Source organism: Crystallibacter degradans (assembly GCF_012952295.1).
Taxonomy (GTDB): domain Bacteria; phylum Actinomycetota; class Actinomycetes; order Actinomycetales; family Micrococcaceae; genus Crystallibacter; species Crystallibacter degradans.
In genome coordinates this window covers 146,294-160,724 of record NZ_JABBCH010000006.1, presented here as the reverse complement: position 1 = coordinate 160,724, position 14,431 = coordinate 146,294, and the positions used below count along the sequence as shown (strand labels likewise).

Below are 14,431 nucleotides of genomic sequence, written 5' to 3'. Positions count from 1 at the left end.
TCTTAGCACCTTTATAACAATTGAGGGACGAAAGGCCCTCCTCTTTCCAAAGTGGCTAGGGCAGACTTTTGATCATGCGGCCTCTGACGGCTGCTGCGCCGGACCAATGACGTCCGGCACAAGTCTTGAGCAAGACCGGAGGAAACCCCTATGGTTCTACCCGCTTGGCAAGAAGACGATGCGGCAATAGCGGTGCCCACAATCGGGATCGGACCAGAACTGCCCTTCTGCGAGACCTGCCGCTCGGACCAGTATCTGATCATTGAGGAGTTCATTCCGCCCCGGCTGCAGCCCGGGACAGGTCTTACCTCCGCCGAAGCCAGCTACAGCTGCCTTAAATGCGGGCAGTTCAGTGGCCATGAGGTGCCCTCGGACTGGGAGCCGCCGGGCTGGTTTTGGTACGCCTGACCTGAAGGCGGGACTTTGGGCCCTATTGGCAATGGCCGGGGCACGGGAGCCTGTAGGTGGTGCATATCGGGAGCCAGCAGGGGGGACTGGCCGCACCACGTAAGTGGCAATCCCGATTCCGTGCCGGTCCCGAGCAAAGGCGCCCGGGGTCCAGTACGGAAATGCAGCCGTGGACCGCCCAGGCTATCGGCGGTCCACGGCAGCAATCAGCAGTTCCCCGGAGATCTCAGAAGGACGGGTATGACAACCACGCAACTAGTACGAAATCCCGCGCACCAGACCGGTTTCGCCGGCGCTGCCAGCCGGAAACTCAAGGTGCTGGTGCGCCTGGACACCACGATGCAGTCGGCGCGGATCCAGGTGGGCGGAACGGTGACGATACAAAACCTCAAGGCGCTTTACGCCATTGCGCGGCGTACGAACGCGCTGGTGCCCGGGATGGAAATAGTTGTCGATCTGTCCAAGGCCCACGCCGGTGCCGAAGCACTGGCGGATCTGCAGACCGCAGTAGAGCGCGGCTGCCTGCCGGAGAAGTCCGATCCGCTGCATTCCGAATGCCGGCTCCAGGTGCTGGAACCCCTGACTGCGTAGAACTTCGCCAGGCGGTAGGGCGACTGCGTCCTAAGAGGCCGGGTCTGAGTGCGTCCTAAGAGGCCGGGTCTGAGGCCGTCTCCGAGGCGTTGGGGGACGGGGCACCCGGCGGCAGGTACTGACGGTAGGGTTCCAAGGTGCCGTCGAAGACCGGGACCAGCAACTCTGCACTCTCGGAGCCGACCGTGACGGTGACCGGGACGCGCGATCCCGGCGGTTCGGTGACGGTCGGGAGCTGGTGGACGTTCGTGTCGAACCCATAGTCCGTGCCGCCGTCGACCGTCACCGTCACTTCACTGTTGGCATCTGTGATGATGACCTCCGTGGGCTCGTCCGCGGTGTTGGAGAGTGTGCCCAGCAGACGGCCCGGCTGGCCTTCGGCCGCGGCAACGATCAGTAAGCTCCGCACCTGCATAGGCCCGATATCCGCGTTGACCCCGTTGGCCACCGGGTCTGTTTCTTCCACGTCCGTTTCTGCGCAGCTTGAGAGCGTAAAGGCCATGGCGAGGGCGGCCAGCACGGCGATCAGATGTCGCAGGACAGTGCCTGGTTTTCTCATGGTGGGGATCCTAACGTTGCTCGTCCAACACGTACGTTTACTCCTAACCTAAGCACACTGATCAATCCGGACAACGGTATTGACCGGATCGTAACCGGTTGGCGCGATCAAGCAGAACGGGCCGGTAACGGCGTATGTTGCCCGGGTTCCGGTTGTGTTAAGTCCGTTGACCTCTCTTCCGGCGTGTTTTTACGGTGAAACCAGCTGAATCAACTGCACATCGAAGGAGCAAGGCCATGTCGATTCATCATTCCCAGAGTGAACACGTGAGGAGCTGGACGGTCCGCCTGGGGCTTCCGGGCGCCCTTGTTTTCGCCTCGCTCGGCCTGGCCGGCTGCGGGACGTCGGGACCCGAGAGCGGGGTCGATGTTGAGGACGTCCAGGAGGCAGCCGATGATCCGTTGGGAGCGGAGGCTCCGCGCTCGGCGTCGCCGTCGGTGCCCGGCGGTCCCTATGAGGGGCTGTATGACCAGAAGTTCGTTGACGAGCTGGACTCGCTCGAAGGCCAGACCGTTACGGTCTCGGCCGACGTGAACGAGGTGGTGGCGCCGGAGGCCTTCACCATCGCCGGTACCGACGATACGACGGTTGAACCGCTGCTGGTGATTTACGACGGCGACCTGGCCGACCTCGAGCCAGGCGAACCGGTGCAGGTCAAGGGTGTGGTCCACACGGTGCTGGACCTGCCGTACGTTGAGGACGATCTGGGCGCGGACCTCGACGATCCCCTTTACGCCGCCTGGGACCAGGAGCCCTACATCATGGCGTTGAACGTCGATATGAGTCCCAGCGGCTGACAGCAGCCCCGGCTGGGGCAGAATGAGTGCATGAAGAGGCGCAGCGAACGCATCCGGGACACCCTGCGGACCCAGCTCTGGCCGGTGCCGGCGGTCGCCGTCGTTCTCTCGGTAGTTCTGGGCATCATCCTTCCCCGCCTCGATTCAGCTGTCGACGACGACCTGCCGCCCACGGTGACGGCCCTGCTGTTCGGCGGCGGACCTGAGGCGGCGCGCTCGGTACTGGAAGCTATTTCCTCGTCGCTCATCACGGTCACCTCGCTGACCTTTTCCCTCACGGTGGTCACGCTGCAGCTGGCCAGCAGCCAGTTCTCCCCGCGCCTGCTGCGCACGTTCACGCGCGACCGGTTTGTGCACGTGACGCTTGCATTGTTCCTGTCCACCTTTGTCTTCGCGCTGACCGTGCTGCGCAGCGTGCGGACCCAGCAGGACGAAGACGGGCCGTTTGTCCCGGAAATCTCCGTCACCGTCTCGTTTGTCCTGTCGCTGGCCAGCGTGATGGGGCTGGTCCTGTTCCTGGCCCACCTGACGCGCGAGATCCGGGTGGAGACGATGATGCGCAACGTGCACGAGGAAACCAAGGTCACCATTGACCGGATCTTTCCCGCCGGCGCCCCGCCCCAGCCGCAGGAACCGGAACCGGGCCCGGGAAGCATTCCCATCACGTCCGCCCGCTCCGGATTCCTGACCAGCATCGACGAAGACGCGCTGCTGCAGGCCGCGCGGGAGACCGGCGCGGTAGTCAAGATCGACCGGGGGCCGGGCAGCTCGCTGATCGAAGGAGTGCCGTTTGCGCGCGCCTGGAAGACCGGTTCCGGCGGCGCACTTGGTGCCGAGGAAGCCGCTGAGCTGGGGAAGCGGGTGAACGAGGTGGTGGCCACCGGCTTCGAGCGCACCAATGTGCAGGATGTGGCGTTCGGCTTCCGCCAGCTGGTGGACGTGGCGGCCCGCGCGCTGTCCCCGGGGATCAATGACCCGACCACGGCGATCCATGTGCTGGGCCACCTGTCCAGCCTGCTGTGCTGCCTCGTGGACCGGAACCCGGGACCGCGCATGATGATTGACGATCGGGACAACGACGACGGCGGCAGCGGCGGCCGCAACAACGACGACGGCGGCAGCGGCGGCCGCAACAACGACGACGGCGGCCGGGTCCGCGTGGTGCTGGCGTTGCCCAGCATCGAGGAGCTGCTGGATCTAGCCGTCAGCCAGCCGCGCCTGTACGGTGCCAAGGACCCGATGGTGGCCGCCCGGCTGGTGGAGCTGCTGCGGGAAGTAGCCTGGTGCGACAAGGACCGGCGCTACCGTGGCGCCCTCGCACTGCAGCTCGAACAGGTGCGCAGCGCCATCGAAGCGGCCTCGTTGGAGCGGGCCGAGCGCACCCGTCTGATGCAGGCCGCGAACGAAACTGCCGCCCTGCTCGCAAACTGAACGTCCCGCCGTCGTTCTCGGATTGTAATTCACAGCGGTTGCTTGTTCGAAGCAAACGGTCAGGGTTGCACCTTACAGTTAAAACCATGCGCATTCACAAGACTCCTTTGTTGGACAGCTCGACGAAGCTGGGCAAACTGGCCCTCTTCTTCGGGGTGAGCGTGCTGTGCGGCGTCCTGGCGGCCGGGCTCCTGGTCCCGTCCGTCGCCGTGGCCGCCGCGGGAGCCAACACCTCGGTGGACATTTTCGACCAGCTGCCCAGCGATCTCGAGACCAACCCCATGGATGAGCCTTCCACCATCTACTCCGCGGACGGGGAGCTCATTGCCACCTTCTACGCGGAGAACCGGGTGCCCGTGACGCTGGACGAGGTGTCGCAGCACATGCAGGATGCCATAATCTCCATCGAGGACACGCGGTACTACGAGCACAACGGCGTGGACCTGCAGGGCATCATGCGCGCCGCGGCCAGCAACCTCGCCGGCGGCAGCCTGCAGGGAGCATCCACGCTGACCATGCAGTATGTGAACAACGTGCTGATCGACAACGGCGTGGAAGCGGGCAAGAGTGCCGACGAGCTGACCATCAGCGGCACCAAGAACATCACGGACAAGCTGCGGGAGGCCAAGCTGGCCATCGCCGTCGAACGGGAGTACTCGAAAGAGGAAATCCTGCAGGGCTACCTGAACATTGTCCTGTTCAGCGGCCAGACCTACGGCGTGGAGGCTGCCGCGCAGACCTACTTCGGTATTCCGGCCGCCGAGCTGAACATCGCGCAGTCCGCCATGCTCGCCGGCATGGTGCAGTCGCCGAACTACTTCAACCCGGTCACCAACCCGGAGGCCACCAAGGAGCGCCGGGACACGGTGCTGGGTGCCATGCTGCGCAACGGGAAGATCACCCAGAAAGAGTACGACGACGCCGTCGCCTCGGATCTGGAGATTGACCTGCAGCCGGTGCACTCGGGCTGCGTGGGGGCCGAGTTCGCCGCCTACTTCTGCAACTACGTGGAAAACCTGGTCATGCAGTCCGACGCCTTCGGCGAAGATGCCGCCGAGCGCGCCAAACTGCTGGTCCGCGGCGGCCTCAAGATCCAGACCACGCTGGATTCCCGGCTGCAGGAGGAAGCGCAGGAACAGATCGAGGAGCAGGTTCCGGTGGGTGACGCGTCCGGCGCCGGCTCGGCCATGATCTCGGTTGAACCGGGTACCGGCAAGATCCTCGCGATGGCGCAGAACACCAACTACACGCCCGAGGCAGGCGAGGGTAACACCGAGCTGAACTTCAACGTTGATCCGGGCATGGGCGGAACGCCGTACGGCTTCCAGCCGGGCTCCACCGTGAAGCCGTTCACCACCGTTGCCTGGTTGGAGGCCGGGAACGCCCTGAGCGATGTGGTGGACGCCAGCCGCACCTACTATCCCGGCGGATACAACTGGACGGCCAGCTGCCTGCCGGACACCGCCTACTTCAGCGAGTGGGATTTCAAGAACGCGCTGCCCGGCTACGCCCGTCCGATGACCGTAAGCGAGGGGCTGACCTCGTCGGTCAACTCGGCGACCGCGGCCCAGGCCGCCATGCTGGACCTGTGCGAGATCCGCGACGTGTACAACAGGCTCGGCGTCCACCGCGCGGTGGACGGCGAGCCGATGGTCGTGAACAACCCGTCCTTCGTGATCGGCGGGCAGGAGGTCTCCCCGCTGACCATGGCCGCCGCGTTCGCCACCTTCGCCAGCGGGGGAGAGTACTGCGAGCCGATCGCCCTGACCGAGGTCACCGACTCCGAAGGCAAGAGCTACGAGATCCCGGAGCCGGCGTGCGAGCAGGTCCTGGAACCGGGTGTGGCGGCAGCCATCAGCAAGCCGCTGCAGGACCTGGTGCAGGAGATGCCGGGCAACATCACACCCATCGGTGTGCCGGCCGCAGCCAAGACCGGCACCACCGACCTCTCCGAGCAGACGTGGACCGTTGGCTACACGAAGGGCATTTCCACCGCGTCCTGGGTGGGCAACTGGACGTCCTACTCGTCGCTGAACTACGTCCCGATCAACGGCGTGGTCCGCGACTATGTGGACGGCTCCACTATCGCCGGGGCGCAGTGGACCGAGTACATGCGCGAAGTGGCTCCGCTCTACGAGACCGGGGACTTCGGCGAGATTCCCTTCAGCATGCGCTAATCCTCCACGAGCTCCAGCTCCACGGTGGCAGTCACCTGCTCGCAGGCTCCCACGGTGCAGGTGGCCAGGAAGATGCGGGCGACGGCGGTTCCTTCGGTGAACGCGAAGAAGCCCCCGGATGCCAGCACGGACACCTCCACGCTTTGCTCCTCGCCGGTGCAGTCGACCGGAGCGGCGAACCCGTTGCCGCTGGCGACACGGTCGTCCTCGACGGTTTGGGCGATTTCGGCGAACACGTTCGCATTCTGCCCGCTGTCGCACTCGTAGGTGATGGACAGGGTGACAGCAGCGCCGTCGCCAAGGAGCTCGCCCTCGTCGGGAGCGGTGAGGGTGCCGGCCGCGCTTGCGGGCGCGGCGATGGAAAAGGCGGTCAGGAGTGCGGCGGCTCCGGCCGCAGCCAAAGCGCGTGACATGGTTTTCATGATGGGGAAGTCCGATGCGACAAATGAGCGGGAATTCGGGGGAGGTCGCCTAAGAAGGCTTGGTCCGCTGAGCCGGAGCGCCGTTTACCACTTGTTCCGTCATTTTATCCGTCCGTTCCGCCCCCGGCGAGGGGGGCCGAAGAGCCCTTGTCAGCGGCACACAGACTCATCCCTGGTGCTGTGCGCTTGCACACTGATGGGACCCCTCTGCCTCCCATAGTCTGTGACCAAGACCGCAAATCCCACCGGAAGACCGGTCCGCACTCCGTCCGGGAGCGCAGGTCCAGGGCCTCGACCGACCTCTTGCCCTGAGGTTCTGGAACCGTTCGGTGCCGTGGCAGCTGACCCTGCCGCGGCACCGCATCTGGACCTCCCGGCTGCAGGATGAGAAGCCGCACTTAAGGACCCGCAATGACGCACACTGTTCTGGAAGAAATACCGACCGACCGCCTCCTCGAATCCACCACCGGCATCGCCGCAGACGCGTTCCTGGACGCCTGCGGTTTCGGCTCCGCCCGCTGCCCCTACTGCGACGGCCCGGAAACGGACTGAACCCCGGCGCCTGCTGCCGGGCTCCTCACCCTGGTCCGCGCGCCTGCGCGTCAGAGCTCGGGGACGCATTCGCCTTGGCCGAGGAGGGCAAGGCCGGCACGGTCCCCGTCGGCGAGTTGGGTCTGGGAGTTCCCGCCCGCGTACATCAGCTGGCCCGGATCATCCACATGGTCCAGCCCCAGGACATGGCCCAGTTCATGCACGACGACTGACCGCGCACCTTCCCAGCCACCGGGGTATTGCAGGACGTCGCGCATCTGCGGGCCGTCCAGCTCAACCTGCCCGGTGACATAAACCATCGTTTCGCCCTCGAGGCCTACCGGGGAGCTGCCGCCCAGGCCGATGGTGTCGCCACCCAGATCCGGATTGTCCTCGGGTGTTGACCAGGCAATGAGCACCGGTGCCCAGCGTTCACCGTAGCGGTCCGGCTGGTACTTCGGCCGGCCGGCCTGGGGCGCTTCGGCGGTTTCGCCGTCGTTAATGAACTGGAGTCCGGAAGCCGCCGAGACAATGCGGACCGCCTCCTCGATCATTTCCGCGCCTCCGGCCGGCGCCCCGTCCGCGCGGACCACATAATGGATTGGCCGGCAGGGATCGTAGGCGACGAAGGGCTGGTCCAGCCCGTCGAATTCAAGGAACCGGTACTGGTCCGATCCGGTGGCGGCTGGCGGTGTGCCCAGCGGCGCATCCGCAGCTCCAACGCCCGACGGCGGCATCTCGGCTGCCGCTAAAAGCCCCGGCAGGGCGTTGAGCACCCGGCTCCCCATGGTCGGCGCCAGCAGCAGGGCACCCACAACAGTGATGGACACCGCGGTGGTCAGCCAGAGAGGGTACCGGCGGTTCCGGTGGAGACCACCCCGGTTCCTGCGGCGTCGAGCGCGCCGTAGAGCGTGCGGGGAAACGGTGGAGGCCGGGGCCGCCGGGGGAGTCCGCCAACCGGCCGGGGCCGGCCCCTGTCCAAGGGCCTCGTCCAGCGCCCACTGCGGGATGCGTCCGGACACGGAGCTGCGCAGGGTTTCCGATGTACCGGTGATCCTGCGGCTGACGTTTTCGGTGGGCGGAGGGTGCGGCCCATCCCCACGGCTATATGGCATTTGTTTCCCCCAACTGCCTGATCCACCCGACCCTAGCCCACGGCCAGGACAATTCTGCGGCCGGCAGCTACCGGCCCAGCAGCAGCCAAAGGGCCCCGACACACGCAGCGACGGCGAATGCTGCCGTGACGGTCCGCATCTGCCGCAGCCGCGGGCCCGTCCGCAGGTCCCGGCGCATCGGCAGCGGGCTGCCCGAGGGTACTGTAACCAGCGGAACCGCTGCGATCATGCCGGTGGGCGGAACGGGATTGGCGGTGCCGAGGCGGATGTCGCGGCGGCGCGGATAAGCCAAGGTCTTCGTCGTGTAGCTCATGAACCTGTCTTTCAATCGGCGGTCCGGCGTAGGTTGCAGTGGTCAGGTGAAAAGTTACTTGGGTCACCTTGTGAATACCTTGAGGCCCCTGACAAGCCACAACACTTCGGGGCGCCAATCAGCCGCGCGAGCGTGATCAAACCGTAACCCAAGCGGGTGGTGAATCGGTTACTCTTATTCGGCGCCGCGTGTCTCGGATTGGGGCGGTGCACCAAGTCTCGCTATCTGGAGTTACCTATGAACACCGTTCATTCGCGCCCGCCTGCCTGCGGTCCGTTATATAAACGATTGACCTCCCGGAAGGCCTGGCAGCGCGCTGTCTCCGGTGCCACCGCCCTGACCATCAGCGTGGCCGGAGTGCTCATCATGCAGCCGGCAGCAGCGGCCGAATCCCTCCCCGCCCCGGCCGTCACGGTGACCGAACCAACCGAAACCCAGGCGCCGCCGTCGTCGGTTGACAAGGGCCTGGCCGAACGGCAAACGCTGCCGGACGTGCTCGGGTCCGCGGAACCGGTGGAAGACGCCGCACCGGCGGAAACGCCCGCCGTCGACCCCATTGATGAGCCGTCAGATGGGCCGGCCACTGAAGCGCCGGAAGCCCCCGAACCGGGCCAGACCGCCACCGAACCCGCCGAGGATACGGGCACACCGGCGTCGGAGACCCCCGTCGAGGTGGACGTGGACAAGCTGACGCAGGCGCAGAAGCTGGCCCTCCTGGAAGAGCTGCAGGGCGAACACGGCGCCGAGATGGGCAAGGGCCTGGAGATGCGCCAGGAACGCGAAGCAGAGCTCAAGCAGGAAGACGCGCAGGAGGAGCTCGCCGAAACGCTCGACGTCCTCGAGATCGAGCGGACGGCAGCCGTCACCATCGCCGCGGCCACCAACCGCAACCACTGGCGTGCGCCGGGCGTCCAGGGTATGGACGTCTCCGGCTGGCAGCCGAGCGTGAACTGGCAGACCGAGTGGAACCTCGGCGCCCGCTTCGCCTACGTGAAGGCCACCGAAGCGACCAGCTATAAGAACCCCAGCTACGGCAGCCAGTACTCCGGCTCCTACAAGGTGGGCATGATCCGCGGCGCCTACCACTTCGCCATCCCCAACGTCACCAGCGGCAAGGCCCAGGCGGATTACTTCGTCAACAACGGCGGCGGCTGGTCCGCCGACGGCAGGACGCTGCCGCCGCTGCTGGACATCGAGTTCAACCCGTACCCGGAGCTGGGCAACACTTGCTACAACATGAGCCCCTCGCAGCTGGTCAACTGGGTGCGCGACTTCTCCAACCAGATCAAGGCCCGGACCGGCCGCGTGCCGGCCATCTACACCAACGGCAGCTGGTGGAACCAGTGCCTGGGCTACAGCAGCGCCTTCAAGGACCACCCGCTGCACATCGCGCACTTCTCCACCGGCAATGTCACCTACCCGTGGCTGCCCGCCGGCTGGACCCGCTACGACATCTGGCAGTACAGCGAATCCGGCCCCTTCCTCGGCGACTCCAACGTCTGGCGCGGCACCCAGGCGCAGCTGGTCGCTTTCGCCAAGTACCCCAACGGCGTGAGCGCCCCGGCACCCGCCGTGGCGCCGAAGCCAGCCGGCGACTACACCGTCACCAGCGCTGTCCCCGGCGACCTGAACCGCGACGGCAAGAGCGACATGGTCTCCCGCCGCACCGACGGCAGCCTCTGGTACTACCCGGGCAACGGCGCCGGCGGCTACGGCAAGGCCGTGAAGATCGGCGGCGGCTGGCACATCTACAACAAGCTGGTCGGCGCAGGGAATTACGACGGCGATGCGTACCCTGACCTGCTGGCCCGCCACCGGGACGGCTCGCTCTGGCTCTACCAGGGCACCGGCGCCGTCGGCACCAAGACCTTCAAGCCCAGGGTCAAGGTCGGCTCAAGCGGCTGGAACCAGTTCACCGAGGTCATTGCCGCCGGCGATCTGAACGGGGACCGCCGGGCGGACGTGCTGGCCACGCGCCCGGACGGGACCGTGTGGTTCTACCCGGGCCTAGGCACCGGGAAGACCGGCTCCCGGGTCCAGGTCGCCTCGGGCTGGAAGTACACCAAGCTCGCCGCTCCGGGCGACTACTCCGGCGACGGCAAGGCCGACGTCCTCGCGGTTAAGGCCGACGGCACGCTGTGGCTGTACCGGGGAACCGGCCGGAAGGCGGCTCTGAATGCCTCGTTCGGCGTGCCGCAGAAGGTCGGCTCCAGCGGCTGGCAGAAGTTCAGCCAGGTCCTCGGCGCGGGCGACAACAACGGCGACAGGAAGCCGGACGTGCTGGGCATCTACCCGGACAAGTCGCTGCGTTTCTACGCCGGCACCCAGATGCAGGACGCCTCCGGCATGCTGCCGCACGTGGCCGCCGGAACGGGCTGGAACGCCTACAACCTGGTGGCGACGCCGGGCGACTTCAACGGCGACGGCAAGGCAGACCTGGTGGCCAGCAAGTCCAACGGCACGCTGTGGTTCGCCGCCGGCAACGGCAGGGGCGGCCACGCCGCCGCGGTGCGCATCGGCACCGGCTGGCAGATCTACACCGCGCTGGTCGGCGTGGGCGACTTCAACCGGGACGGCGCCAACGACCTGCTGGCCCGCGAAAAGGACGGCTCGCTGTGGCTCTACAAGGGCACCGGCCGGGTCAACTCCATCAGCGAAGGCTACATGCCGCGGATCCGCATCGGCGCCAGCGGCTGGAACCAGTTCAACACGCTGCTGGGCGCCGGCGACGTGAACCGGGACGGCAAGAAGGACCTGATCGGCGTGCGCCCGGACGGCACGGCGTGGCTCTATCCGGGCACCGGCACGGGCAAGGTTTCCGCGCGCAGCCGGATCGCCACCGGCTGGAACAAGTACGACCACCTCACCGCGGTCGGAGATTACGACGACGGCGGCACCGGCGACCTGACGGCCCGCAAGCCTGACGGCACGCTGTGGCTGCTGGCCGGACGCACCAGCGCCTCCTCGGGCGGGTGGTTCGCGGCGGAACGCAAGATCGGCAGCAGCGGCTGGTCGCAGTACAACCGGATCCTCGGACCGGGTGATGCCGGCACGGACAACAACACGGATCTGCTGGCTACCAGGCCGACGGGCGCCATGTACTACTACGCCGGCACGCGATTCACGAACAACGGCGTGAAGCCGGGCTTGGTCAAGGGCTCGTTGTAAGATCCGCCGCTGGAACCAGTAGGGATCCAGCAGCATGCAGAGGCAACACCAGGCGGCGGTTTCGGGCATCATGCCCGGGGCCGCCGCCTTTGTGTTGCCGGAATCCTTGACCGCACTGCCAGGCAGGCGGATGCTGAAATTCAAGCGCCCCGCCCGGGGCGCGGCTTTGAAGGAGCTGGCTGTGCAGACTCTGGACCGGGACGAGCTCACTACGTACATCAACGCTGCCCCCGAGGTCCTGTACGCGATCGTCGCGGACGTCACCAGAACACCTGAATACAGTCCGGAGGTTGCCGAATGCGTCTGGCTTGACGGCGCTTCAGGACCCAAGGTCGGTGCGAGGTTCAAGGCCCGCAACACGGTCGGCCGGGCCAGCTGGCACAATAAGCCGGTGATCACCACGGCGGAGCCGGGCCGGGAGTTCGCCTTTGCCCGAACCGAACCGTTCGCCGGGACCCTGGTCTGGCGCTACCGGTTTGAGCCGGAAGGAGCGGGGACACGGGTAACCGAATCCTATGAAGTCGTGCGTCCGATCACCCGGATCGGTTGGTGGATCATCCAGTCCGGCAGCAAGGAAAACAAGAACCGGCGGGCAGTCATGCACGCCGGCATGGCCCAAAGCCTCCAGCGGCTCAAAGCGCTGGCCGAAGGCCAACCGCGCTGACCGGACGATGAACGCGCTAACCGGACAATGAACACGAAGGACGGAGACAGGGAACCGGACCACCCGGTTTCAGACCGGCGCTGGTACCAGCAGATAGAGGCAACTGCGCTGCTCTGGCTGCAACGGTTGTTCTTTTTCCTGTCCACTTCGCTGGCAGGATGGGCCGCTTACGAACTGCTGCTCGACGAAATTGACGACGGCGGGCGCCGGTTTTGGCTGTTCCTGCCGATCTGGGTGCTGGCGGCCTACGTGTTGTTGCCGCGGCTGAACCGGGTGCTGACACGGATCTATGTGCCCAGCTATTTCATCGGCCGGACACGCACCGCGGACGGCTTGCTCGGTGATCCGGTGAACCTGGCGGTCATCGGCACTGCCACGCAGCTGCGGATCGCCATGCTGTCCGCCGGCTGGGTGGAGGCGGATCCGCTGACCTGGCGAACGGGCTGGCACATTGTCCGCGCCGCCCTGTTGCGGCGCAGCTATCCCGCTGCGCCTGTCAGCCCGTTGTTCGTTTTCGGGCACAAGCAATCGCTGGTCTTTGAACGGGAGGTAGCAGGCAGTCCGGCGGAGCGGCACCACGTCAGGTTCTGGAACTGTCCACCGGATTGGCGGCTGCCGGGCGGCTTCAAGGTGGAGCTGGTCGGTGCAGCCACCTACGATCGGCGAGTAGGACTATCCCTGTTCACCTTCCAGATCACCCACAAAATCGCGGAGAACACGGACACTGAGCGGGACCTGGTTACTGCCGCACTGCATTCATCCGGTGCCGCAGTGCACACGGTCAGACACTTCTCCACCGGCTACCACAGCAGGAACGGGGGAGGAGACGCCATCGAAACCGACGGCGACCTGCCCATCATCGCCCTGGCTGGTTAGAGCTCCTCGACCTGGTCGGCGACGACAACGAGTTCCTGCTCAAATTCGACAACGCGCTCCGTCTCGTCGTCGTTCAGATCAATGCCCAGCCGCGGCTCGACGTCGCTCATGAGGAAACTCTGGACAGTTCCATGGACCCTTACGTCGTCTCCTTCTGCCAAATTTTCGGTCATGCCGGCGGCAAGGACCATGGTGTCTTCGCCGACGATAAATACGTTCGGTCCGACGACTTCTTCAACTTCGGACTCCATGGTCACGGACTCGCCCAGGATCTTGGCCACGGCGGCAGGGCCCTCTTCCTCTGCCTCCTGGACCGGTGTTTCATTTCCGCAGCCGGTCAGCAGCGCCGTACCGAGCGCCGCTGCCGAGAGCAGCAGGATTGGCCTGTTCCTTCGTCCCATCATGATTTCATTCCTCGGATTGGAGGTGGCGTACCGATGTCGGGTGCCCTGATGGCTCCAACATAGGCAGGGCCGTCCAGCCCAACAACGGAGTTGGCACGATTGTGACCGGCCGCCCCGCCTCCGGATTAAGCGTTGCACCGGGTTGCCGCCGGTCGTGCCTGCTGAAAGGACTGCGCAGATGCTTTATGCGACTGTGACATGGATGCAGGCCTAGCTGTGACTTGGGCCGTTGCTCTGGCGAGGGCGAACGGTTATCTGTAGCGTGACCGCATGGGAACCGGTAAAACCGTGCCGTTATGGCAGCGGGTCTTGGCATGGCTGGCCAATCTCGTGCGGCTGGCTGCGCTGCTCAGCTGCGTTGCGGCGGCAGCCTGGTTCGGCCCGGCCGAGGTGTTCCGGTTCGTGGCGGTTTTCCTGGGTTTGCTGCTGCCGCGTTGGGCGAAGGCGCCTGCGGGGTTCGATTTCTCCTTCGGGCTGACGGTGCTGGTGGCCGCGTGGAGCGGAGTCCTTGGATGGTACGAGGCGCTGCGCTGGTGGGACGTCGGCGTGCATTTCCTGACCACCGGAGCTATCGCAGCCATGGCGTACTTCGTGTGCTCCCGGTTCGGCATTGTTCCCGGTATCCGGGAAACGGCCGTGCCACGCCGAAGCGCCCGGCTCGTCCTCCTTCCGCTGGCCTTCGGTGTGGCTACGGCCGCCTGGTGGGAGTTGTGGGAGTGGTTCGGCCACAATTTTCTCAGTGAGGATATTTTTGTCGGCTACGACGACACCATTCTTGATCTGGCCGCGGGAACGCTGGGATCCCTGCTTGCCGGCGGTGTGATGGCATGGTGGTCATCCCGGCGGGCCGGGATTGCGGGTCAGGAAAGCAGCACGAGGATCGGTTGATAGGACCATGACGTTACCTCGAAGCCGGAGCACTCCGGGGTCCCGCCGGCCCGGACCGCGGTGGCCGGCAAGGCGGAAGGCAGAGGT

At 65.8% G+C, this 14,431-nt stretch carries 15 protein-coding genes; 10 read left to right on the top strand and 5 right to left on the bottom strand.

What is annotated here, in order from left to right; translation table 11 throughout:
* Positions 1-150 precede the first annotated feature (150 nt).
* Together HGO92_RS12125 and HGO92_RS12120 are read left to right on the top strand one after the other, a co-directional pair.
* Positions 151-408 carry a hypothetical protein gene (locus HGO92_RS12125; RefSeq protein ID WP_169995108.1) on the top strand — a complete coding sequence of 86 codons (258 nt, stop codon included), beginning with the start codon at positions 151-153 and terminating at the stop codon, positions 406-408.
* A gap of 240 nt (positions 409-648) precedes the next feature.
* Entirely contained in the window at positions 649-999 is a 351-nt protein-coding gene (locus tag HGO92_RS12120; protein WP_169995106.1) for a hypothetical protein, read from the top strand.
* Positions 1,000-1,054: 55 nt separating this feature from the next.
* On the opposite strand, the gene HGO92_RS12115 is transcribed toward HGO92_RS12120, so the two are convergent.
* Complete coding sequence (locus tag HGO92_RS12115) at positions 1,055-1,558, bottom strand: hypothetical protein (protein WP_169995104.1); 504 nt, start codon at positions 1,556-1,558, stop codon at positions 1,055-1,057.
* A gap of 236 nt (positions 1,559-1,794) precedes the next feature.
* Between HGO92_RS12115 and HGO92_RS12110 the strand changes: the two genes are divergently transcribed.
* The 3 genes from HGO92_RS12110 (at position 1,795) to HGO92_RS12100 (ending at position 5,963) form a co-directional block, all read left to right on the top strand.
* Complete coding sequence (locus HGO92_RS12110) at positions 1,795-2,355, top strand: hypothetical protein (protein WP_205834445.1); 561 nt, start codon at positions 1,795-1,797, stop codon at positions 2,353-2,355.
* 30 nt (positions 2,356-2,385) lie between these two features.
* Positions 2,386-3,786, top strand: a complete 1,401-nt coding sequence (locus HGO92_RS12105) for a DUF2254 domain-containing protein (RefSeq protein WP_169995102.1) — start codon at positions 2,386-2,388, stop codon at positions 3,784-3,786.
* Between the two features lie 86 nt (positions 3,787-3,872).
* A complete protein-coding gene (locus tag HGO92_RS12100; RefSeq protein WP_169995100.1) occupies positions 3,873-5,963 on the top strand; it encodes a transglycosylase domain-containing protein in 2,091 nt (696 codons plus the stop codon).
* On the opposite strand, the gene HGO92_RS12095 is transcribed toward HGO92_RS12100, so the two are convergent.
* Positions 5,960-6,376 carry a hypothetical protein gene (locus HGO92_RS12095; protein WP_240974586.1) on the bottom strand — a complete coding sequence of 139 codons (417 nt, stop codon included), beginning with the start codon at positions 6,374-6,376 and terminating at the stop codon, positions 5,960-5,962. The two genes, HGO92_RS12100 and HGO92_RS12095, sit on opposite strands and share 4 nt — an antisense overlap.
* Positions 6,377-6,796: 420 nt before the next feature.
* On the opposite strand from HGO92_RS12095, the gene HGO92_RS12090 reads away from it, so the two are divergent.
* Positions 6,797-6,937, top strand: a complete 141-nt coding sequence (locus HGO92_RS12090; RefSeq protein ID WP_169995096.1) for a hypothetical protein — start codon at positions 6,797-6,799, stop codon at positions 6,935-6,937.
* 50 nt (positions 6,938-6,987) lie between these two features.
* Here the strand turns inward: HGO92_RS12090 and HGO92_RS12085 are convergent, their stop codons facing one another.
* Positions 6,988-8,031 carry a matrixin family metalloprotease gene (locus HGO92_RS12085; protein WP_169995094.1) on the bottom strand — a complete coding sequence of 348 codons (1,044 nt, stop codon included), beginning with the start codon at positions 8,029-8,031 and terminating at the stop codon, positions 6,988-6,990.
* A gap of 67 nt (positions 8,032-8,098) precedes the next feature.
* Positions 8,099-8,344, bottom strand: a complete 246-nt coding sequence (locus HGO92_RS12080) for a hypothetical protein (RefSeq protein WP_169995093.1) — start codon at positions 8,342-8,344, stop codon at positions 8,099-8,101.
* Positions 8,345-8,632: 288 nt separating this feature from the next.
* On the opposite strand from HGO92_RS12080, the gene HGO92_RS12075 reads away from it, so the two are divergent.
* From HGO92_RS12075 to HGO92_RS12065, 3 genes are read left to right on the top strand one after another with little or no spacing between them, the layout of a single operon-like run.
* A complete protein-coding gene (locus HGO92_RS12075) occupies positions 8,633-11,512 on the top strand; it encodes a GH25 family lysozyme (RefSeq protein ID WP_240974585.1) in 2,880 nt (959 codons plus the stop codon).
* 34 nt (positions 11,513-11,546) lie between these two features.
* Entirely contained in the window at positions 11,547-12,176 is a 630-nt protein-coding gene (locus HGO92_RS12070; protein ID WP_169995091.1) for an SRPBCC family protein, read from the top strand.
* Between the two features lie 27 nt (positions 12,177-12,203).
* The gene (locus HGO92_RS12065; RefSeq protein WP_169995089.1) at positions 12,204-13,052 is read left to right on the top strand and encodes an LssY C-terminal domain-containing protein; all 849 of its coding nucleotides are present in this window, start codon (positions 12,204-12,206) and stop codon (positions 13,050-13,052) included.
* On the opposite strand, the gene HGO92_RS12060 is transcribed toward HGO92_RS12065, so the two are convergent.
* Positions 13,049-13,456 (bottom strand): hypothetical protein, encoded by a 408-nt coding sequence (locus HGO92_RS12060; protein ID WP_169995087.1) that lies wholly within the window; start codon positions 13,454-13,456, stop codon positions 13,049-13,051. The two genes, HGO92_RS12065 and HGO92_RS12060, sit on opposite strands and share 4 nt — an antisense overlap.
* Positions 13,457-13,726: 270 nt before the next feature.
* Here HGO92_RS12060 and HGO92_RS12055 point away from each other — a divergent pair, with 270 nt between their 5' ends.
* The gene (locus HGO92_RS12055) at positions 13,727-14,344 is read left to right on the top strand and encodes a DUF2238 domain-containing protein (RefSeq protein ID WP_169995085.1); all 618 of its coding nucleotides are present in this window, start codon (positions 13,727-13,729) and stop codon (positions 14,342-14,344) included.
* The last annotated feature ends 87 nt before the right edge of the window (positions 14,345-14,431 follow it).